General features: G+C 61.0%; 16 protein-coding genes. 7 read left to right on the forward strand and 9 right to left on the reverse strand.

Annotation, left to right across the window (positions count from 1 at the left end):
- Positions 1 to 12 precede the first annotated feature (12 nt).
- Positions 13 to 2,001: a bifunctional tRNA (5-methylaminomethyl-2-thiouridine)(34)-methyltransferase MnmD/FAD-dependent 5-carboxymethylaminomethyl-2-thiouridine(34) oxidoreductase MnmC gene (mnmC, locus tag J1G37_RS20215; RefSeq protein ID WP_207044930.1), complete on the forward strand. Its 1,989-nt coding sequence runs from the start codon at positions 13 to 15 to the stop codon at positions 1,999 to 2,001.
- On the opposite strand, the gene J1G37_RS20220 is transcribed toward mnmC, so the two are convergent.
- Positions 1,984 to 6,834, reverse strand: coding sequence for an NEL-type E3 ubiquitin ligase domain-containing protein (locus tag J1G37_RS20220; protein ID WP_207044933.1), 4,851 nt, complete (start codon positions 6,832 to 6,834; stop codon positions 1,984 to 1,986). The genes mnmC and J1G37_RS20220 overlap by 18 nt on opposite strands.
- Before the next feature lie 297 nt (positions 6,835 to 7,131).
- On the opposite strand from J1G37_RS20220, the gene J1G37_RS20225 reads away from it, so the two are divergent.
- The 4 genes from J1G37_RS20225 (at position 7,132) to J1G37_RS20240 (ending at position 12,260) form a co-directional block, all read left to right on the forward strand.
- The gene (locus tag J1G37_RS20225; protein ID WP_207044936.1) at positions 7,132 to 8,904 is read left to right on the forward strand and encodes an N-acetylglutaminylglutamine amidotransferase; all 1,773 of its coding nucleotides are present in this window, start codon (positions 7,132 to 7,134) and stop codon (positions 8,902 to 8,904) included.
- A 3-nt stretch (positions 8,905 to 8,907) separates the two neighbouring features.
- The gene (gene ngg / locus J1G37_RS20230; protein ID WP_207044938.1) at positions 8,908 to 10,641 is read left to right on the forward strand and encodes an N-acetylglutaminylglutamine synthetase; all 1,734 of its coding nucleotides are present in this window, start codon (positions 8,908 to 8,910) and stop codon (positions 10,639 to 10,641) included.
- Positions 10,642 to 10,788: 147 nt separating this feature from the next.
- Positions 10,789 to 11,973, forward strand: coding sequence for an osmoprotectant NAGGN system M42 family peptidase (locus J1G37_RS20235; RefSeq protein ID WP_207044940.1), 1,185 nt, complete (start codon positions 10,789 to 10,791; stop codon positions 11,971 to 11,973).
- Between the two features lie 59 nt (positions 11,974 to 12,032).
- Positions 12,033 to 12,260, forward strand: coding sequence for a YheU family protein (locus J1G37_RS20240; RefSeq protein WP_003192759.1), 228 nt, complete (start codon positions 12,033 to 12,035; stop codon positions 12,258 to 12,260).
- A gap of 5 nt (positions 12,261 to 12,265) precedes the next feature.
- Here the strand turns inward: J1G37_RS20240 and csrA are convergent, their stop codons facing one another.
- Together csrA and J1G37_RS20250 are read right to left on the reverse strand one after the other, a co-directional pair.
- Positions 12,266 to 12,460, reverse strand: coding sequence for a carbon storage regulator CsrA (gene csrA, locus J1G37_RS20245; RefSeq protein ID WP_207044942.1), 195 nt, complete (start codon positions 12,458 to 12,460; stop codon positions 12,266 to 12,268).
- A 191-nt stretch (positions 12,461 to 12,651) separates the two neighbouring features.
- The gene (locus J1G37_RS20250; RefSeq protein WP_207044944.1) at positions 12,652 to 13,467 is read right to left on the reverse strand and encodes an SDR family oxidoreductase; all 816 of its coding nucleotides are present in this window, start codon (positions 13,465 to 13,467) and stop codon (positions 12,652 to 12,654) included.
- 299 nt (positions 13,468 to 13,766) lie between these two features.
- On the opposite strand from J1G37_RS20250, the gene J1G37_RS20255 reads away from it, so the two are divergent.
- Positions 13,767 to 13,919, forward strand: a complete 153-nt coding sequence (locus J1G37_RS20255; RefSeq protein ID WP_015885095.1) for a DUF3309 family protein — start codon at positions 13,767 to 13,769, stop codon at positions 13,917 to 13,919.
- A gap of 54 nt (positions 13,920 to 13,973) precedes the next feature.
- Here J1G37_RS20255 and J1G37_RS20260 read toward each other — a convergent pair whose 3' ends face one another.
- The 5 genes from J1G37_RS20260 to J1G37_RS20280 form a co-directional block, all read right to left on the reverse strand.
- Entirely contained in the window at positions 13,974 to 16,061 is a 2,088-nt protein-coding gene (locus J1G37_RS20260; RefSeq protein WP_207044946.1) for an LTA synthase family protein, read from the reverse strand.
- A 428-nt stretch (positions 16,062 to 16,489) separates the two neighbouring features.
- Positions 16,490 to 16,681 carry a PLDc N-terminal domain-containing protein gene (locus J1G37_RS20265; RefSeq protein ID WP_003172956.1) on the reverse strand — a complete coding sequence of 64 codons (192 nt, stop codon included), beginning with the start codon at positions 16,679 to 16,681 and terminating at the stop codon, positions 16,490 to 16,492.
- Between the two features lie 67 nt (positions 16,682 to 16,748).
- Positions 16,749 to 17,279 (reverse strand): hypothetical protein, encoded by a 531-nt coding sequence (locus J1G37_RS20270; protein WP_207044947.1) that lies wholly within the window; start codon positions 17,277 to 17,279, stop codon positions 16,749 to 16,751.
- A gap of 42 nt (positions 17,280 to 17,321) precedes the next feature.
- The gene (locus J1G37_RS20275; RefSeq protein ID WP_207044949.1) at positions 17,322 to 17,837 is read right to left on the reverse strand and encodes an ankyrin repeat domain-containing protein; all 516 of its coding nucleotides are present in this window, start codon (positions 17,835 to 17,837) and stop codon (positions 17,322 to 17,324) included.
- A gap of 108 nt (positions 17,838 to 17,945) precedes the next feature.
- Positions 17,946 to 19,772, reverse strand: a complete 1,827-nt coding sequence (locus tag J1G37_RS20280) for a long-chain-acyl-CoA synthetase (RefSeq protein WP_207044952.1) — start codon at positions 19,770 to 19,772, stop codon at positions 17,946 to 17,948.
- Between the two features lie 354 nt (positions 19,773 to 20,126).
- Between J1G37_RS20280 and J1G37_RS20285 the strand changes: the two genes are divergently transcribed.
- Complete coding sequence (locus J1G37_RS20285; protein ID WP_010208870.1) at positions 20,127 to 20,405, forward strand: DUF3509 domain-containing protein; 279 nt, start codon at positions 20,127 to 20,129, stop codon at positions 20,403 to 20,405.
- 58 nt (positions 20,406 to 20,463) lie between these two features.
- Here J1G37_RS20285 and J1G37_RS20290 read toward each other — a convergent pair whose 3' ends face one another.
- A complete protein-coding gene (locus J1G37_RS20290; protein ID WP_207044956.1) occupies positions 20,464 to 20,733 on the reverse strand; it encodes a helix-turn-helix transcriptional regulator in 270 nt (89 codons plus the stop codon).
- Positions 20,734 to 20,828 lie beyond the last annotated feature (95 nt).

Consider the following 20,828-nt stretch of genomic DNA (forward strand, 5'->3'; position numbering starts at 1 on the left):
ACCGAGCCGCCCATGAACCCCGTATCCCACGCCCAGCTCGACTGGGACGACCAAGGCCGCCCGCACTCGCGGGTGTTCGACGATGTGTACTTCTCCGACCAGTCGGGCCTTGAAGAAACCCGCTACGTGTTCCTCGAACAGAACCGTTTGCAGGAGCGCTTTGCCGCACTGCCAGTGGGCGGGCGCCTGGTGATCGGTGAAACGGGGTTTGGTACCGGCTTGAATTTCCTCTGTGCCTGGCAACTGTTCGAGCAGCACGCGGCGCGCGGTGCGCGGCTGCATTTTGTCAGCGTGGAAAAGTACCCGCTGAGCCACGCCGACCTGCAACGCGCCCTCGCCCTCTGGCCCGAGCTGCAACCGTTCGCCGAGCAGTTGCTGGCGCAGTACATCGCCATCCACCAAGGCTTTCAACGCCTGGTGCTGGACAACGGCCGCGTCACCCTGACCCTGTTGATCGGCGACGCCCTGGAGCAGTTGCCGCAACTGGATGCACAAATCGATGCGTGGTTCCTCGACGGGTTTGCCCCGGCCAAAAACCCCGACATGTGGACCGCCGAACTGTTCGCCGAACTGGCGCGCCTGGCCGCCCCCGGTTCGACCATCAGCACCTTTACCAGCACCGGCTGGGTACGCCGCCTGATCAACGCTGCCGGGTTCAAGATGAAACGCACGCCGGGCATCGGTCACAAATGGGAGATCCTGCGCGGTGAGTTCCTCGGCTGGCCCTCGGACGCCCCCGCGCCGCTCGCTGCAAAACCTTGGTTTGCAAGGCCTGCAGCGACTGAAGGCGAACGCCACGCGATCGTCATCGGCGGTGGCCTCGCCGGTTGCGCTACCGCCGCCAGTCTCGCCGCCCGAGGCTGGCGCGTCAGTGTGTTGGAGCGGCATGCACAGTTGGCCCAGGAAGCTTCCGGCAACCCCCAGGGCGTGTTGTACCTCAAGTTGTCAGCCCACGGCACGGCGTTATCACAGTTGATCCTGAGCGGTTTCGGCCACACCCGGCGCCTGCTGGAGCACCTGCATCGCGGTATCGATTGGGATGGCTGCGGTGTGCTGCAACTGGCGTTCGATGCCAAGGAAGCCGAGCGCCAGGCCCGGTTGGCCGAGGCCTTTGCGCCAGAGTTATTGCACCTGCTGGACCGCGACCAGGCCCAGCAACAAGCCGGCATCCAGCTGGAACAGGGCGGCTTGTTTTTCCCTGAGGGCGGTTGGGTCCACCCGCCTGCCCTGTGCCAATGGCAAGCGGCGCACCCGTCGATCGACGTGCTCACGCACCACAATGCGGTTGAGCTGCAACGGGTCGATCAGCAGTGGCAGGCCCGTGACGGCGACACCTTGCTCGCCAGCGCCAGTGTCGTCGTGCTGGCCGGCGCCGCCGACATCAAGCACTTTGCCCCCAGCGCCGATTTGCCCCTCAAGCGCATTCGCGGGCAGATCACCCGGCTACTGCAAACCCCGGCGAGCCAGGCACTGGCCACAGTGGTCTGTGCCGAAGGTTATGTCGCCCCGGCGCGCCTGGGGGAACACACCCTCGGCGCCAGCTTCGACTTCAAAAGCGACGACCTCACGCCCACCGCTGCCGAGCACGCGGGCAACCTGGAGATGCTGCGGGAAATCTCCGAGGATTTGCTGCACCGCCTGGGCGCCGACGCACTGGCTCCCGAGCAGTTGCAAGGCCGCGCCGCCTTCCGTTGCACCAGCCCCGACTACCTGCCCATCGTCGGGCCGCTGGCCGCGCGCGAGGCGTTCGATCATGCCTACGCCGTGCTGCGCAAAGACGCCCGCCAAGTACCGGACGCGCCCTGCCCCTGGCTGCCCGGGCTGTATATCAACAGCGGCCACGGCTCACGCGGGTTGATCACCGCTGCGCTGTGCGGCGAGCTGCTCGCGGCCTGGCTGGAAAACGAGCCGTTGCCGCTGCCGCGCAGCGTGGCCGAAGCCTGTCACCCCAACCGCTTTGCCTTGCGTGCATTGGTTCGCGGCTCACCGCCCGCGCGTTGAGCAGGACGGGAGACGCACCTCGGATCGGCTTATTTCCTCCTCCGTAAGGCGCCGGATCTCTGCCGCTTCGACTTTGTCCTTTTCTTCCATGATCGTGTTCGCCTGCCTGATCATATCGGCATCAGAGAAGGGTGGGTCTTGGCTCTCCAGCACGTCCAAACGGTCATGGAACGGCTCGAACAGGGTTTCAAACCGAGCCGCAAAGGTTTGCTTCAAATACGCTTTCCAGTAGGGCAACCGAGTGATGTACGTCAACAGCTCCGGAGAGAGCTCGGCGCGCCTCACGGCGGCGTCAGCGGCGGCCAAGTCTGACGGCTCCACTCCCGCCAGTGCCTTCTGATGCAGATCCTTGGGTTGGCCCGGCAGCTGCAGGCTGCTCGCCAGGCGTGTGCGAAAGAAAAGACTGACCTGCACGCTGTCCAACAGGGGATTTTTACGGCTGTGGGCCAAGGCAAAGCTCTCGACTTGGCTCAAGCGAAAGAACTTTTTGGCTGTCTCGAGCAACTGTCTCGCATTGACCTGCCCCCCCGTAGCCAAATGCGAGCCTTCGTGGATTTCGACCAGTACTTCAAGGTCACTGAAAATGGCAGCAGCGGCGTCATCACAATTTATCGGCATTGCCGCCCGGTAGAACACCTTGTCACGCAAGTCAGCATCTGCCGCCGTGGCATTGAGCACCCGCCAGACGCGCCGTTCAAGGTCGGCACGAACCTGGGCGGCGTCTGCCGTGTCCTTCAATCTGGCCAGTAGCGTGAAGAACGCATCACGGTATGGCTCTTCGTTCAAGGCTCTCCAAGTGGCCTCCCTTTGCGCGTACTGGGTGCTCGTGCCCCCCTTGGCAGTCAACCAGGTTTCACGCGCCACCTGTTCATTCATACGATCAATATCATCTGCCAGGTACCCCATACCCTGGCCTGTACGCTTGCGGTAAGCCTCCAACAAGCTTTGGCTGGCCGTCGATAGCGGGTTGTTGCCCAGGTTGATCGCCTGGCCATAGCGGCGAGGCATTTCGGCTAGCCACTCGGGCAACTCCTTTATCTCGTTGCCGCGCAAATCAAGACGCTCCAGATACGGCAGACGCCTGACGCCCTCGGGGAACCCGCTCAGGCGGCAATCGCTGAGCAACAACTCGCGCAGCTCGAACAGATGGCTGACATCAGGGGGGTCGATCAAGGGGTTGCCGGCCAGGTTGAGAGACGTCAACGTGCGCATCTGCGCGAGCGTCTTGCTCATCGTCTCGGTCATTTGCAAGGTGTTCCGAGCCAGGTTCAAGTGTTCCAATGCAGGCATCGAGGACAACGCGTCTGGCGCTTGCGAAAGCAGGTTGTCTGCCAACTCAAGCCCCTTCAAGGTGTTGAAGTGTTTCAGAAAGGGCGTCGGGTCACGGCTCAGCTCCATGTTTCGTAAGGACAGCCACTGCATACGGTCAAAGTTCACCTGCGCGGGCAATACAGGGAAGTCGCCGAACACCATGCGATCCAGCTTGAGGCCAGGCACATTACGACCTTGATCATCCTGCAACTGCGACTGCCCATGCCAGGCACGCTTGAGCGCAGCCATTACCTGGGAGCGGCTCAGGCGCAACTGCGTCGGTGGCAGGCCATCGGCAAGTGGGGCGACGCGTGCCGTGCCCCACGGTCGCAAAGCCTTACGCAACGCTGCGAACTGTTGCTGCCATGCCTTGACCGCCCTGGCCCGGCTGATAGGGCCCATTCCCGCACCCTCCAGCACCGCCGACACGTGTGCATCATCCAATAAGGGATAGAGCCTCTTCACCTTGCGCACCAGCGTCCGGGCAAACTCAGTGGTGGTCTGCGACACACCCAACTGGGCCTGTACGCAACTCGGCGTCTCCTCGGGACTGCTGCGCTCGGGCCATAGGTAACGCGCAACGCGACCCCGCTCATCCTGTGACTTGAAGCGCAACTGACTGCGCAAATGGCCAACCGCCTGTTCGCCCTTGAGGTTCATCGCCTGGCGTTGCGCCGGCGACAAGCAATCCACGACCGCCTGCAACAAACCGTCTGCCCCAGTCACCTGTGTGTTCAGGCTGGCGCCCTTCTCATCGAAGGCTTGGAAGCCTTTGTCGCTACGAACAATGCTGCGGCGCACCGACGCCGTCGAGGGCCCGACCTGTTCCAAGACCTTACCGGTCAAGCTGCCCTCGTAGACATGCAACAACAAGTCCGGCGGCCATTGACTCAAGCGAGCAAGCATGCCGAAGATCAACCGCCGGGTCGAAGCACCGGCCAAGGGAGGCCAATACAACCCCATCAGCGCCTGATCTTCGGCCATTCGGTCCAGTACCTCACGCGCACTCTGCTCCAGCGACAGCGACATACGCTGTTGCTGGATCAAGTATCGACGGTCCAGGGAGGACGCATCGGCCCTCAGCTCCCTGGCGACACGCAGGGGCAGTTGCGAAAATCGGGCACGCAACGGTGCCATCTCATCATCAATGGTGCCCTTGTATTCGTCATACAACTTGTCATACAGCCGGCGGTGTCGGTCGTTGACCGTGTCCAACAGCCGGCGCTTGAGCAATGCCGGGGCCTCTTCGAGGGTGCTGGTTTCACCCAGCAAGGTGCTGCGCTCATCGTCCGACAAGGCCGCCAGCAGGGTGTCGAATACCTGGCCATCCCTGAGCTGTTGTTCGGTGATATGGATGCTTTGGTCTTCGTAGTCGAAAGGCGCGAGGTCGGGGTGGCTTTCCAGCAGGTTGTCGCGACTGTCCAGCAATTCGAAAAAGCGCTCCTTGGGCCAGCCCGGCATCAGCGGCAAGGCCAGGATCTGGGTACGCGCGGTTCGCGGGTCGAGTGCGTCCTCCTTGGCCAAGGCATCGGCGAAGTCGAGGACTTTCTGGTGCAGCTTGAAACGCGCCACGGTGTCCTGGAAGCGCTCCGGTAATGGCGCATGCTCCAGCGCCAGGCGCTGCAAGTCGGCCAGGTCGGTCTCGTGGATGGCCGCGATATATTGCAGCGCCTCGGACGGTACATCCTCCAGGGCTGGATCGATCCGACGCAAGGCATAAATCGGGTCTGTCCATTCCTCCGGGCGCTCGAAGACATGCTGCCAGCCCCCCTTGAGGTTGTGCCTCAGCGGTGGCCGATAAGCCGTCGAGCGCGTGGGGTGTTTCAGGCGCCACTCAGCCAGGCTGGCGTCATAGCCAATGGCATACGCCGCGCCGTTGATCCGGATATAGGAATGGCCATTCACCTGATGCACACCGCGAGCGTTGGCGACCCACGGCTCAGGCAGCCCGCCCGGTCGGCGGTAATAACTGAGCTCGGGCCGCCATAAACGGGAACGATCACCCGACAGCTCCACCGCCTCGAACTTGTCAAAATACGCACTCGACGACGTCTGGCTATGCGTGAGCGAGCCCACCACACGCCCCCCCACCGCAAACGCGATAAAGCTGGCGATATTCTGCGCTACCGCGATCAAATGCTTGAGCGCATCCGCATGATCACCGTGGCTCCAGTCCTCCAGGCCGTCGTACACGTCCCCCAGCAGTTGGCCGACAGCCACGCCCAACATCAATTGACCCAGCACGGGTACGAAAAAACCTGCGGCATTCAAGACCTCCAGGCCGGCGCCGAAGTAATCCAACAAGCGTTGATAGCGCGCGTCCTCATCCACCTGCGCGGTCGGCACGGCCAGCACCCGAACGTCGAGCTGAATTTTGCCGAGACAACTGCAAAAGAAAAAATCGTTTAGGTTTCCCTCGGGTTTTATGGCCTGTAACGACCCCAGCCTCGGATCCTGTTTGAAGTTGCTGAGAAAATTCGCACGCTCCAACTCGTCCAGGTAGCATTCAAAAAACTTCAGGTAGGACGCCTGCTTCAAGCTCGACGTCAGATACGTCTTGAAATCCTCGAGGGATTTATACTCGTACCAGCGCCGCTGAGGTTCGTTGGGCATATAGACCATGAACTCGTCGGCAGCGAACTCCTCCAGCGTGTCCTTGGAGAACACCAACACGCCCCATATGCAAGCCTTGGATATTTTCAAGCCTTGCCAAATCAGGGGTTTAGTATCGGACTTGGCGTTGACGAGCGACTCTACCGTCGGGGTGTTCCTGATCAGTTTGAGCAGGCCGGCGTAGTTCGCTGGTTTAATGTGGTTCTTGGCCCGAGCGATGTGCAAGTCAATCAACATATCGGCTCGCATGCCGTGGCCCACATCAACCTCCGCCTGGGAGTGGCCATCCGCGGGCGAAATCAGATCGAAGGCCGTCAAGTCGAAGGTTTCGAGAATATGTTTTTGGTAGGCCCCCCCCAGGTCCAGGTCCCGGCAATACCCGACAAATTGCTCCGCGGTAATGCCGCTGGCGACGGACTTATCCTTTGCGTAGTAAATGGCGGCATCCTCTGACAAACCATCAGGCCCAGCCTCGTCCTCGGAAAAATTCTGCATGGCCGCCAACACCAGGCTGGACTTTTCCACAGAGGCCGACTTTATCGGCAGGCCCGTGATGTGCATTGACCCAATCGTTTGGACTCGGGTCCACTGCAGGTAATCGTGGCGCACATCCAAGCCCTTGTGCCCTTTCTGGGCCAGGTACTCATTCAGCTTGTCGATGCAGAACGTGTCCAACGGCTCGAGTCGCTTCAAGCGACTCTCGAGATTACGCCGAGCGGCTTCGCTGCGCCGGTAATCCTCTTCAAGGGCGTCGAGCACTGATGACGGCGCTTTTACCAGCCAATGCGCCAGCGTCTTGTGTAGCACCTGTGCCTTGTCCAGGTCGCCGGTCAAATCCAGTAGGGCGCCGTCCAATTCGTCCCGGGTCATCGGGGCGGTCAGCGTATATAAATCCGGTGTAGCGGTCATCGCAACCATCCTTAATGCAGTGAGTGATGACTCACTACGTTAAGCGCACAGCCCATAAATTCAGATTCGAATAACGGGGCAATCCAACCCTTGAACGCCGCAAAATTCGCATTGAACCCACACCGGATTACCGCCACTGCCCTACAGCACGCGCCACTTGCTAAGGGCCTGCGGCCATTTGCCTTATAACTTATCGGTCTAAAACTCCCCGGATAGCCCCGTGTCAGTTTCTGGGTACGCGCCCTTTGGGCGTATTGAGTGTTACCCCTCCCCAACGGAAAAACCGGTAAGGAATTTATGTGCGGATTAGCTGGAGAATTACGTTTCGATGCCCAACCTGCCGACCTGGCTGCGATTGAGCGCATCACCCATCACCTGGCCCCCCGTGGCCCCGACGCCTGGGGTTTCCATGCCCAAGGGCCGGTTGCATTGGGCCACCGGCGCCTGAAAATCATGGACCTGTCGGACGGCTCGGCCCAACCGATGGTTGATGCGCATCTGGGCCTGTCGTTGGCCTTCAACGGTGCGATCTACAACTTTCCGGAATTGAGAGAAGAGCTGGAAGCCCTGGGCTACGCCTTCTACTCCGGCGGCGACACCGAAGTGCTGCTCAAGGGTTATCACGCCTGGGGCGAGGCGCTGCTGCCCAAGCTCAACGGTATGTTTGCGTTTGCGATCTGGGAGCGTGATGCCCAGCGCCTGTTTATCGCCCGTGACCGACTGGGCGTAAAACCGTTGTACCTGTCGCGCACCGGCCAGCGATTACGCTTTGCCTCAGCGTTGCCAGCGCTGCTCAAGGGCGGCGATATCAACCCGCTCCTCGACCCGGTCGCCCTCAACCACTACCTGAACTTCCACGCCGTGGTGCCTGCACCGCGCACCTTGCTGGCAGGCATCGAAAAACTGCCACCGGCGAGCTGGATGCGCATCGACGCCAGCGGCAAGACCGAGCAGAAAACCTGGTGGACCCTGCCCTACGGCCCACATGAGGATGAGAAAAACCTCACGCTGGAAGACTGGACCGACCGCGTCCTCGACAGCACCCGCGAAGCGGTGGCCATCCGCCAACGTGCGGCAGTGGATGTGGGCGTGCTGCTCTCCGGTGGCGTCGACTCAAGCATGCTCGTCGGCCTGCTGCGGGAAGCCGGCGTGCAAGACCTGTCGACCTTCTCCATCGGTTTTGAAGATGCCGGCGGCGAGGCCGGCAACGAGTTCCAATACTCCGACCTGATCGCCAAGCACTACGGCACCCGTCACCACCAATTACGCATCGCCGAAAGCGAGATCATCGAGCAACTGCCGGCGGCGTTCCGTGCCATGAGCGAGCCGATGGTCAGCCACGACTGCATCGCCTTCTACCTGCTGTCGCGGGAAGTGGCCAAGCATTGCAAGGTGGTACAGAGCGGCCAGGGCGCCGATGAACTGTTCGCCGGTTATCACTGGTACCCGCAGGTGGACGGCGCCAGTGATCCGTACGCGTCTTATCGTGAGGCGTTTTTCGACCGCAGCTACGACGACTACGCCGCCACGGTCGCGCCGAAATGGCTGACGGCCAATGACGCCGCCGGTGACTTCGTGCGCGAACATTTCGCCATGCCCGGCGCCGACGCTGCCGTGGACAAGGCCCTGCGCCTGGACAGCACGGTGATGCTGGTGGATGACCCGGTCAAACGGGTGGACAACATGACCATGGCCTGGGGCCTGGAAGCACGCACGCCGTTCCTCGACTACCGCCTGGTGGAACTGTCGGCCCGTGTGCCGGGCAAATTCAAATTGCCCGACGGTGGCAAGCAAGTCTTGAAAGAGGCCGCGCGGCGCGTGATTCCCAGCGAAGTCATCGACCGCAAGAAAGGCTACTTCCCGGTGCCGGGCCTCAAGCACTTGCAGGGCGATACCCTGAACTGGGTGCGCGACCTGCTGCTGGACCCGAGCCAGGATCGCGGCCTGTTCAACCCCACCATGCTCGACCGCCTGCTCACCGACCCGCAAGGCCAACTGACCCCGCTGCGTGGCTCTAAATTGTGGCAACTGGCGGCGCTGAACCTATGGCTCAGCGAACAAGGAATCTGATCGATGAAACCTCTCGCAGCGGCCTACAGCCAACGCTTGCTCAAGGGTCAGGCGCCGTCCTACGAGCGCCTGCAAGCCCGGCTGGCCGAAGATGGCAGCCCGTTGAGCGCAGACCCCATTGCCGTGCACTGCGGCTGGGGGCGGTTACTGATCGGGCATACTTTCCCAGACCCGGCGAGCCTGGCCCAGGAACTGCTCAACGAGCAGCCCGGGGAACGGGATATCGCGCTGTATGTGGCGGCGCCCCAACAGATCCTGGGCATCGACCCGCAGCAACTGTTTCTCGACCCCTCCGACACCTTGCGCCTGTGGTTCACCGACTATCGCCCGGCGACCCGCGTGTTTCGCGGCTTTCGTATCCGCCGGGTGCAAAGCGAGGCCGATTGGCTGGCCGTGAACCAGCTCTATCAGGGGCGCGGCATGCTGCCTGTGGACGCCGAACGCCTGACGCCGCGCCATCAAGGTGGTCCGGTGTACTGGCTGGCGGAAGACGAAGACAGCGGCGCGGTGATCGGCAGCGTAATGGGCCTCAATCACCAGAAAGCCTTTCACGACCCAGAAAACGGTTGCAGCCTGTGGTGCCTGGCGGTCGATCCGCAATGCACGCGCCCCGGTGTGGGCGAAGTGCTGGTGCGTCACCTGGTGGAACACTTCATGAGCCGTGGCTTGAGCTACCTGGACCTGTCGGTGCTGCACGACAACCGCCAGGCCAAGAACCTTTACGCCAAGCTCGGTTTTCGTGCACTGACCACCTTTGCCATCAAGCGCAAGAACGGCATCAACCAACCGCTGTTCCTCGGCCCTGGCCCGCAAGCGGGGTTCAATCCCTATGCGCGGATCATTGTCGAAGAAGCCCATCGGCGCGGCATTGATGTGCAGGTAGATGATGCCGACGCGGGTCTGTTCACCCTCAGCCACGGCGGGCGCCGCGTACGTTGCCGCGAATCGTTGAGCGACCTGACCAGCGCCATCAGCATGACCCTGTGCCAGGACAAGAGCCTGACCCACAAAGCGCTCAAAGCGGCTGGCTTGAAACTGCCGTCGCAGCAATTGGCGGCCAGCGCCGATGACAACCTGGAATTTCTCGACGAACACCAGCGCATCGTCGTCAAGCCGCTGGATGGCGAGCAAGGCCAAGGCGTCGCGGTGGATTTACAGAGCATCGAAGAGGTGCAGCAAGCGATCGAGGCGGCTCGGCAGTTCGATAACCGCGTGTTATTGGAAAGCTTTCACGAGGGGCTGGACCTGCGCATCCTGGTGATCGGTTTTGAGGTGGTCGCCGCGGCGATCCGGCGCCCAGCCGAAGTGACCGGCGATGGTCATCACTCCATCGGCGCGTTGATCGAAGCCCAAAGCCGTCGCCGCCAGGCCGCGACCGACGGCGAAAGCAAAATCCCCCTGGATGCCGAAACCGAACGCACCCTGCACGCGGCGGGCTACGACTACAGCAGCATCCTGCCACGCGGCCAGACCCTGGCCGTGCGCCGCACCGCCAACCTGCACACCGGCGGCTGCCTGGAAGACGTCACCGCGATCCTGCACCCCACGCTGGTGGACGCCGCGGTGCGCGCCGCCCGCGCCCTGGACATCCCCATGGTGGGCCTGGACCTGATGGTGCCCGCTGCCGACAGACCCGAGTATGTGTTTATCGAAGCCAACGAACGGGCCGGACTGGCCAACCATGAACCGCAGCCGACGGCTGAGCGGTTTGTGGATTTGTTGTTTCCTCACAGTTAAGCCACTGCTTGAGAGGTGGGTTGCCTGACCTGGCCTCATCGCGGGCAAGCCCGCTCCCACAGGTTGATCGCATTCCCATGTGGGAGCGGGCTTGCCCGCGATGAGGCCTTTGAAGACACCACCCCCTTAAAGCCAACAGGAGTCTTTATGAGCCAAACCATCCCCGAACCCGACCTCAACTACCTGCAAAAAGTCCTCCTGGAAATGCTCGCCATTCCCAGCCCCACCGGGTTTACCGACACCATCGTGCGCTACGTCGCCGAGCGCCTGGAAGAACTCGGCATCCCCTTCGAAATGACCCGGCGCGGCACCATTCGCGCCACCCTCAAGGGCCAGAAAAACAGCCCCGACCGCGCCGTGTCCGCCCACCTCGACACCATCGGCGCCGCCGTGCGCGCGATCAAGGACAACGGCCGCCTGACCCTGGCGCCGGTGGGCTGCTGGTCCAGCCGTTTCGCCGAAGGCAGCCGCGTCAGCCTGTTTACCGACAACGGCGTGATCCGTGGCAGCGTGCTGCCGTTGATGGCCTCCGGGCATGCGTTCAACACCGCCGTGGATGAAATGCCGGTGAGCTGGGACCACGTGGAACTGCGCCTGGACGCCTACTGCGCAACCCGCGCCGATTGCGATTCCCTGGGGATCAGCGTCGGTGACTACGTGGCCTTCGACCCGTTGCCCGAGTTCACCGACAGCGGGCACATCAGTGCCCGTCACCTCGACGACAAGGCCGGCGTGGCCGCCCTGCTCGCGGCGCTCAAAGCCATCGTCGACAGCGGTGCGCCGTTGCTGATCGATTGCCACCCGCTGTTCACCATCACCGAAGAAACCGGCAGCGGCGCTGCGGCCGCCCTGCCCTGGGATGTCAGCGAATTTGTCGGCATCGATATCGCCCCGGTCGCCCCCGGCCAGCACTCCAGCGAGCATGCGGTGAGCGTGGCGATGCAGGATTCCGGTGGGCCGTATGACTATCACCTGTCCCGGCACTTGCTGCGCCTGGCGGCGGACAACGAACTGCCGGTGCGCCGCGACCTGTTCCGTTACTACTTCAGTGACGCGCACTCGGCCGTGACCGCCGGCCACGATATCCGCACCGCACTGCTGGCGTTTGGTTGTGATGCGACCCATGGCTACGAGCGCACCCATATCGACAGCCTTGCGGCCTTGAGTCGTCTGTTGGGGGCGTACATTCTCAGCCCGCCAGTGTTCGCCAGCGATGCGCAACCGGCCCAGGGCTCATTGGACCGCTTCAGCCATCAGCTGGAGCACGAGACGCAGATGGAGAGCGACACACGGGTGCCGTCCGTGGACAGCCTGGTCGGTCAAAAAACCTGAGGCTGGCAACCTGGAGCCCGGCGCAGTAGCATCGCCGGGATTCTAAAGCCGAGGCTTGTATGCTGATTCCCTACGACGCACTTGAAGTCGACACCCTGACCCGCCTCATTGAAGATTTCGTCACCCGCGACGGCACCGACAATGGCGACGACACGCCCCTGGAAACCCGCGTGCTGCGCGTACGCCAGGCGCTGACCAAAGGCCAGGCACTGATCGTGTTCGACCCCGAAAGCGAGCAGTGCCAGTTGATGCTCAAGCACGACGTGCCCAAGCATCTGTTCGATTGAATGGTTTACGGGTTGGTGGCGGGGGCTTCGGCGGCTTGGCGTTCGAGGATTTTCTGATACACCTCGGCGCGGTGCACATTCACCCCCGCCGGGGCCTCGACACCGAATTTCACTTGGGAGCCGTTCAGCTCGATGATGTGCAAGGCGATGTCATCGCCGATGGAAATGGTTTCGCCTATAGCGCGGCTAAGTACCAGCATGGCGGTTGTCCTTTAAGAGTGACAGGACCTTGACCATGCGCGATTGCGCGGGAGTACAGCAATGGCTTGCGGCAAAATCAGGCCGGACCTACATCACCCGGTAATTTCCCTGACAGACCACACCCCAGCCTGCGGGCGCGGTTTTGTGTGGGAGCGGGCTTGCTCGCTCCCACACAAGCCCGCGCCGACCTTCAGACTTTGGTCGCCTGCGCCTTGGCCCGCATCTTATCGGCCATGGTGGTCATTTCGTCATACAGCAGCTGCGGATTCTTCTGCTTCAACGCCCACGCCATCCGCCCCTGCTCATGGGGCAGAATCATGAATTCGCCTTCAGCCACTCGCTGGTAGATGTAGTCGGCAATATCCGCCGCCGAAATCGGTGAGCTTTCCAGCAGCTTGCCGACCTGCGCCTTCATCGCGGGCGTCGGCCCACGGAACGAATCCAACAGGTTGGTCTGGAAAAACGACGGGCACACCACGTGCACCCCGACTTCCTGTTGCTTGAGCTCCACCAGCAGGCTTTCCGACAGGGCCACCACGCCGGCCTTGGCCACGTTGTAGTTGCTCATGGCCGGTCCTTGCATCAGCGCGGCCATCGAGGCGATGTTAATGATGCGGCCCTTGCTCTTTTCCAGCAGCGGCAGGAACGCCTTGCAACCCTTGACCACGCCCATCAGGTTGATCGCGATCTGCCAGTCCCAATCCTCCAGGGACAGTTCGGCGAAGAAACCGCCCGAGGCCACGCCGGCATTGTTGACGATCACATCGATACCGCCGAGCTTCACTTCGCAGGCCTGGGCAAACGCCGTGAGCTGGCTGTAGTCGCGTACGTCGCAACGCTGGACGAAGCCATCGCCACCCGCCTCGCGCACAAGCTTGAGGGTTTCTTGCAGGCCGGGCTCGCTGACGTCCGACAAGGCCAACTGCCAACCCTCGCGGGCCCAGCGCAGAGCGATTTCGCGACCCAGGCCGGACCCGGCGCCAGTGATCATCATGCGATTTTGCATAGGAAGTTGCCTTGTGGTTCACGGAAGAGGTGATCGGCAGTGTAGCGAAGGTTTTTCCCACACCCACGCCCCATAAAGTTGCTGAATGCCCCAGGCAAACCCGCGGCCGGGTCGGAGCATGGCGCACTGCACAAGTTCAATAACTTTCAACTAAGGCAGCGGATTAAAAGAAATAAGCCCGTGTGCAAAAAGCTTTAAAAAAACTTGGAATTTTCTCCCAAGGGCACCAGTCGGAGTTATTAAGCCGTCTGTGATTAAACCTGCAGACCTATTGCTCAATAACCAGAAGGTACAAAACCATGAGCCTCATTCTGATCATTATCCTGATCCTCCTGCTGGTCGGTGGCCTGCCCGTCTTCCCACACTCACGCAATTGGGGTTATGGCCCGTCGGGTATCCTTGGTGTGGTTCTGGTGGTCTTGCTGGTGCTGTTGTTGCTCGGCCGGATATAAACGGCAGGCAAAAAAAGAGGCCCTCTAGAGGGCCTCTTTTTTATTACCGGTTAGTTAGTCCGGCTTGCCATCTACCACGCCAGCGGTGTTATCCAGCAGGCTCTTGGTAGCGGTCTGCAGGAACGACTCAAGTTTCTGCTTGAGTGCCGCCTCGTCCGGCGAATCCGCGATCACTTTACCGCTCGGGTTGGCACCCAGTTCGTACTGCCACAACTTCGGTGGCATTTCCTTGGGCAGTACCAGGATGCGGTCGTCGGTGACCAGCGCCACAGTCTGGTCGCTGCCCGACGGCTTGATCACGCCAAAACCCTTGTCGCCTTCCGGCAGGTTCAGCAGGTCACGACCCCAGCACTGGTGCAGGGTGTCGCCACCGAGGCGGCCCATGATGGTCGGCACGATGTCGATCTGGGTGCCCACGGTGTGGTCACGCTCGCCGAACTTCTCCTGCACGCCCGGTGCAATCATCAGCATCGGCACGTTGAAGCGGCCCAAGTCCATCTCGGTGATCTGCTGTTCGTTGCCAAAGCCGTGGTCGCCCACGATGACGAACAGGGTTTCCTTGAAGTACGGCTCTTTGCGGGCCTTTTCAAAGAACTGGCCCAGGGCCCAGTCGGAGTAGCGCATGGCGGTCAAATGCTCGTTGAGGCTGCCACGGTCAGTGACTTTCTCCACCGGCAATGGCGTCGGCAACGCGTACGGCGTGTGGTTGGACAGGGTTTGCAGCAGCGCGTAGAACGGCTTGCCGCCTTCGCGGGCTTTCAACTCTTCCAGGCCACGGTTGAACATATCCTGGTCAGACACGCCCCACGTCGGGTCGGAGAACACCGGATCGACGAAATCGTTACGCCCGATGAAGTTGGTCATGCCCTGGTTGCTGAAGAAGCCCGACTGGTTGTCCCAGGCGAAGTCGCCGTTGTAGACATATACGTCGTCAAACTTGCGCGCGCTGAGCAACTGCGGCAGGCCCGACAGCTTGTGGCTGCCTTCCGGCGTCTGCATCAAGTACTCGAAGGCCGGCAGGTTCGGGAAGCAAGCCATGGTGGCAAACATCCCTTGGTGGGTGTGGGTGCCGTTGGAGAAGAAACGGTCGAACAGCAAACCTTCCTTGGAAAGCTTGTCGAAGTACGGCGTGATATCGCCCGGACGTCCCAGGGCGCCCACCGAGTGACCGGCGAAGCTTTCCATCAGGATCACGACCACGTTCTTGATCGGCAGGGTTTTCTCGGCCGGCGGCGTGAACTCGCGGCGCACGGCGGCGGTGTCGGTATCCACCAGTTTCTCGGTCGGCAGCACCAGCATGTCGCGCACGACCTGGGTTGCCAGCGGTTGTTCCAAGGTGGCTTTCCAGGTGTTGTCACGGTGCTCGGAGAAACGAGCCTTGGCTGCGCCGATCAACGACAACGTGCCATTAAGGCCCAGTTGGTTGGCGAAGTTGGAGTCGGTGGTGTACACGTCACCCCAACGCAGCGGCGGGCCCTGGCGCAGGGTGCCACGGGCGGCGACCACGGCGATCAACAGGCAGACCACAAACACCGCGATGCGCGAATACCACGGTGCCACTTGGCGGGTGCTGATGGTGCCACCGCTGAACGGGCCACGCGGGCGCGTCGCACGGTCGGCGCCTTTGAATGCGATGCTCAGGATCAGCGTGCCCACGGCCCAGGCCAGCAGGTAGCGCACCACCGGGAAACCGTACCAGAGCATGCTCATCACGGTTTTCGGGTCTTCCTTCACATACTGAAAGACCAGGCCGTTGAGGCGCTGGTGGAACTCACGGTAGAAGTCCATCTCCATCAGGCCGAGGAACAGCGCGATGCTGGACGCAACGGTCAGCCAGACACGGAAGAACCCGCGCGCCGCCATGGCCCGTACGCTGAACAATGCCAGCAGCAACGGGATCAGCAGGTAGACCACCAGGCGAATATCCAGGCGCAGGCCATTGCCGAACGCTTCCAGGAAGGTCGAGGCCGGCGTGTCGAGGATCATTTCACGGTTGTAAACCAGCAGCGCCAGGCGCAGCAGGGAGAACATCACCATCATGACCAGTGCGCAAAGCAGCGTGTACGCCAGATGGGATTTGACGGTCGGTTGCAGCAGGCGATTTGAAGCTCGCTGCTGATTCAGGGCGTCCGGGTTTGCCATGTCGTTTTAGGACCCATTGGAAGTTTAAGTTGCGAAATATTGCAGCGGCATCCTGCCCACGCCCAAGCGTGTAGGAACAGGGGGTCAGCGCGTTGGCGCAAATGGTGCCCGAGGAATGCCATCAGCGCTATTGATTACTGAGGAAAAAACCTTCTTTGTGGTGGTTTTCTCGGCCCGAGACAGAGCCTTCTTACGTGGAAGTAAAGCGAGGGAATTGTCCGAGATGGTGTGTGAAAATTCCGTGTAGCGAATATTTCGACACACAAATCTTATGGCTGCACACAAACCAGTGTGGGAGCCGGACTTGTGTGGGAGCTGGCTTGCCTGCGATGCGGGCACCTCGGTCTATCAGTTACACCGAGGTGATGCCATCGCAGGCAAGCCAGCTCCCACATTAACGGTGGTCACATCAGATTGATGTGGACGGCTCAGATCCGCACGTTACCTCGTGGCCCGGCGATGGCCCAGATGATCAAGCCCAACACCGGCAACAACAGGATCAGCAGAATCCACAGCACTTTGGCGCCCGTGCTCGCGCCGCTTTTGAACACGTTGATGATCGCCCAGATATCCAGCGCGAGGATGATCAGCCCGATCAAGCCATTAAAAGTGGAACCCATGGTGTCGCTCCTAAGTGAGGGCATGCACTTGTAGGATAGTCAGCCCTGACCGGGGTTCCTTTTTATTTCAGACGTGTAGGGCGATTCGCAGCGCTTCCAGCGATGGCTCGGCGTTGATGCCCAGTTCAGCGCACAATTCCAGCACGCGCGGCAGGTCTTTGCCGTAGACCAGCACGGCCTGAATCTCGTCATCCAGCAACTGGCTGAAGTTGAGCAACGTGTAGCCGCCGTCTTCAGGGCTGAGAGCGCTCATCTGGATCTGGATGCGGTTCAACGCGGTGAGGTCTTCGGTCTTGGCCAGTTGCTTGGGCTTGAGGTTGAACGCCACGCCGGGGCCGAAAGAAGCGACAATCTGCGCAAACAGGTCGCCGTAGGTGTCGGCCTGGAACAGCACGGTGTCCGGCAGGCTGCCGACCACGACCCACTCACCCAGTGGAATCGGGAACGTGTCGTCGTAGTTGATATCCGGGTTGCCCACCAGAAACGCCGCCGGGTCCGCGTAGGCCTGGGCCGCTTCATCGGCGATGCGCGCCACTTCGTCCTCGCCCATGACGCCGGCGCTGATTTTGCTGATGAGTTCGACGAGGGCGGTTTTCATGGGGGATGGTCCTGTGGCGGGCGGTTTTTAAGGGCGCGTAGCCTACACCAGTTTCTGCAACTGCGCCGTCGTATCCGCCGCGCCCATGGTCAATGCCGCGGCCAGTGCCGTGGCACCCTGGGCATCGGCGGCCTTGAGATTGGCGCCCTGGCCGAGCAAGTAATCGACCATCTCGACACGGTTGAACATCGCCGCCAGCATCAAGGCAGTACGCCCATCGGAAGATGCGGCATCCACCGGCGTGCCGCCTTCGATCAGGGCCTTGACCACGTCCAGGGTGCCTTTGAATGCAGCGCCGGCAATCGGCAGTTGGTTCTTGTCATTGGCGATCAACGGATCGGCCTTGAATTCCAGCAGTACTTTTACCGCTTCGGCATGGCCGTGGTAGGCGGTGAGCATCAGCAAGGTGTCGCCATTGTGGTTGCGCAGGTTGACCGGCAAGCCTTTGGCCAGCAGTGCGGCGAGCATAGCGGCGTCGCCCCGGCGCGCAACGTCAAAGACCTGCTCGGCAAACTCGGCGGCTTCGTCTTCGGTCATTTGTTTGGCTTGGTCTGACATGTGGGGGCTCCTTGGCGATGGCTATATAGGCGCCTAGTGTCGCGATGGAGTTCCCCACTGTCATGGCTTTTTTGCCAAAAGCGGCCATAGGCAGAATCAATAACGCGACTAATAGCGGAACTGGCCGCCCTGGATCTGCGCCAATAACTGCCCCGTCACCGGCACATAGCAGTCCGAGCCCGGCAACCAGGCGTAGACCGGGTCATTCCCGGCTTTCTCCGGGTCGAACGCCTCTTCCTTAAGCTTGACCTTCTGGTACTTGAAGGTGCCCGTGGTCTCCATTTTCACCTTGATCCGCAGGAACAGCGGCACCGCATAGTGCGGCAACTGGCCGTGGGCGAACTGCAACAGTTCACGCATGTCCAGCGAAGCCAGGGACTCACTCGGGGTGATCGCGACCATGCCGGCGCGGCCGTTGGTGTTTTCGATTTCCACCCCGTAGGCCACCACTTCGGCGATCTGCGGGTGTTGCATCAGGATGTTCTCGACCTCGGTGGTGGACACGTTTTCACCCTTCCAGCGATAGGTGTCCCCCAAACGGTCGACGAATTGCGCGTGGCCAAAGCCGATACTGCGCAACAAGTCGCCGGTGTTGAAGTAACGATCGCCCTTTTCGAACACGTCGGTGAGGATCACCTTGCGGTTCTTTTCCGGGTCGGTGTAGCCGTCGAACGGGGATTTTTCGTCGATTCGCGCCAGCAACAGGCCCTGACCGCCCGTCTGCACTTTGCGCATAAAGCCATCACTGCCACGGATCGGCTCGCCGTTGTCGTGGGCGTAGTCCACCAGTGCCCAGTGTTGCAGGCAAAAGCCGATGGTGTTGTCGAAATTCAGTACGTTGGTGAAGCCGATATTGCCGTCGCTGGCGGCATACAGCTCGCAGATATGGTCAACGCCATAGCGCTGCTTGAACTGCGCCCACACCCCGGGGCGCAGGCCATTGCCAACCATCTTCGTCACGCGGTTGTCACGGTCGCTGGCGCTGGGCGGCTGGTCGAGCAGGTAACGGCACAATTCGCCGACATAACCCAGGGTGGTCGCGTTGAACTTGCGCGCATCGTCCCAGAACTGGCTGGCGCTGAACTTGCGCCGGATGGCAAACCCCGACGCGCCGACAATCGCCGAGCCCCAGCACACACACAGGCCGGTGGCGTGATAGAGCGGCAAGGTGCAATAAAGGACGTCGTCCGGGCCCATGTCCAGGGCGATGCTGCCGAAGCTGACGGCGGTCTTGGTCCAGCGCCCGTGTTTCATGATGCCGGCCTTGGGCAGGCCTGTGGTGCCGGAGGTGTAGATATAGAAGCACGGGTCATTGAAGAAGATCTGCGCGGTGCTGGCCGGGTTGTCCACCGGGCATTCGGCACTGGCGGCGATCAGGTCGGTGTAACCCGCAGGCACCTCACTGGCCTGCTGTTCGGCAACGAACCACGTGCGTTCGGCCGGAATCGCCACCTGATCGCGCACGGCCTCGTAGGACGCCACCAATTCCGAGCCCACCACAATCGCCACCGGGTTCACCAGGTTCAGGCTGTGCACCAGGGTGCCCTGGGTCTGCGAGGTGTTGACCATGGCGCAGATGCCACCGAGCTTGGCCACCGCCAATACATTCAGCAGCAGTTCAGGGCGGTTTTCGATAAACATCGCCACCACATCACCTTTGCGCACGCCCTGGGCCTGCAGGTAATGGGCGATGCGGTTCGCGCGCTCATTGGCTTCGCGGTAGCTGAGCACACGGTCAGCGTATAAAAGCGCGGTGCCATCAGGGTTGCGCAGGGTGGCCTGCTCGAAGTGCCAGCCCAGCCCGCAAGGCTGGGCCGGGTCGGTGACGTTGGCAGCACGCATGCCGCGCACCACCCGTGGCAGGGCGCGAACAATGGCGGGCACCTTACGCAGCAGCATGCGCCAGGTGATCATGTCGTTTTGCAGATGGCTCATGGAGGAACGTCCTTTTTCTTATTCTTCGTTATGCCTTGCAGGAAATTACGTCAGCCCTTGTTCACCTGTACACGCGGGATTTGAAAAGTTTTGTATCCCGATGGACTGCCGCAGAAAAACGGAATTTAGCCGTTCCAAGGCAGTCTGCATGTGTAGCGGCGCGGCAAACCACTTGGCTGAACAGCGCAAAATGCAGGATGCATGATGGCCATTCATGCAATTTGCACGAAAATGAAAATCTAATAATTTTATAAGCAATTGATTTATAAGGTTATTTTTATAATCGACTAGATGGCACAATCACTGCACCTATCACTCCATGCTTGCCAACTTGAGCCAACGGAGCTGATAGACATGAGCCTGATCCAAGATAAATTCGCCTCAGTATTCTCCAACTACGATGTCACCACCCAGCCTCGCCCAGACGGCGGCATCCTGTTGACCCTGCGCAACAGCGAAGGCAAACAGGTCAAGCGCTCGATCTCTTACCAGCAACTGCATACCGCCGACCAACTGACGTGGGTGATCAGCGCCATCCGCCGCGACCTGGCCGAGCAAGCCAGCGACCTGCCACAAATTTCGATGCTGCAAAGCCAAAACCGCTTTGCCCTGCCGACTTATCATTCGGCTTAAACACCGCACACAAAAAAGGGCCGCAACGCCATCAAGCGTTGCGGCCCTTTTTTATGGGTCAACAGAGTCCCTGGCGCGCCGCTTCATTCATCGCCTGCACACGGTTGCTCACCTCCAACTTGCCGTAGATATTGCGCAGGTGGAATTTCACCGTGGCCTCGGACGTCGCGCGAATCTGGCTGATCTCCCAGACAGTCTTGCCATTCGACGCCCAACGCAGGATCTCCAGCTCTGTCGGCGTCAGGGACTTGCCCGCCAAGCTCAGGCGTCTTCTGATAGCGTTGGGCACGGTATACAGCGGCGGGTGCAACTCCTCTGCGCCTCTCATTACTTCTCTCCTTATATCGGCGGATGCCATGACACCTTCGGATTTTTCCGATTGACAGGTGATATAAACATTGGCGCCGGAAAGAGTTGCATAAC

Source organism: Pseudomonas sp. Marseille-Q1929 (assembly GCF_017316265.1).
Classification (GTDB): domain Bacteria; phylum Pseudomonadota; class Gammaproteobacteria; order Pseudomonadales; family Pseudomonadaceae; genus Aquipseudomonas.

Coding starts and splice junctions, on each gene's coding strand:
- mnmC (WP_207044930.1), top strand. CDS start 13: ATGAACCCCGTATCCCACGCCCAGCTCGACTGGGACGACCAAGGCCGC.
- J1G37_RS20220 (WP_207044933.1), bottom strand. CDS start 6,834: ATGACCGCTACACCGGATTTATATACGCTGACCGCCCCGATGACCCGG.
- J1G37_RS20225 (WP_207044936.1), top strand. CDS start 7,132: ATGTGCGGATTAGCTGGAGAATTACGTTTCGATGCCCAACCTGCCGAC.
- ngg (WP_207044938.1), top strand. CDS start 8,908: ATGAAACCTCTCGCAGCGGCCTACAGCCAACGCTTGCTCAAGGGTCAG.
- J1G37_RS20235 (WP_207044940.1), top strand. CDS start 10,789: ATGAGCCAAACCATCCCCGAACCCGACCTCAACTACCTGCAAAAAGTC.
- J1G37_RS20240 (WP_003192759.1), top strand. CDS start 12,033: ATGCTGATTCCCTACGACGCACTTGAAGTCGACACCCTGACCCGCCTC.
- csrA (WP_207044942.1), bottom strand. CDS start 12,460: ATGCTGGTACTTAGCCGCGCTATAGGCGAAACCATTTCCATCGGCGAT.
- J1G37_RS20250 (WP_207044944.1), bottom strand. CDS start 13,467: ATGCAAAATCGCATGATGATCACTGGCGCCGGGTCCGGCCTGGGTCGC.
- J1G37_RS20255 (WP_015885095.1), top strand. CDS start 13,767: ATGAGCCTCATTCTGATCATTATCCTGATCCTCCTGCTGGTCGGTGGC.
- J1G37_RS20260 (WP_207044946.1), bottom strand. CDS start 16,061: ATGGCAAACCCGGACGCCCTGAATCAGCAGCGAGCTTCAAATCGCCTG.
- J1G37_RS20265 (WP_003172956.1), bottom strand. CDS start 16,681: ATGGGTTCCACTTTTAATGGCTTGATCGGGCTGATCATCCTCGCGCTG.
- J1G37_RS20270 (WP_207044947.1), bottom strand. CDS start 17,279: ATGAAAACCGCCCTCGTCGAACTCATCAGCAAAATCAGCGCCGGCGTC.
- J1G37_RS20275 (WP_207044949.1), bottom strand. CDS start 17,837: ATGTCAGACCAAGCCAAACAAATGACCGAAGACGAAGCCGCCGAGTTT.
- J1G37_RS20280 (WP_207044952.1), bottom strand. CDS start 19,772: ATGAGCCATCTGCAAAACGACATGATCACCTGGCGCATGCTGCTGCGT.
- J1G37_RS20285 (WP_010208870.1), top strand. CDS start 20,127: ATGAGCCTGATCCAAGATAAATTCGCCTCAGTATTCTCCAACTACGAT.
- J1G37_RS20290 (WP_207044956.1), bottom strand. CDS start 20,733: ATGAGAGGCGCAGAGGAGTTGCACCCGCCGCTGTATACCGTGCCCAAC.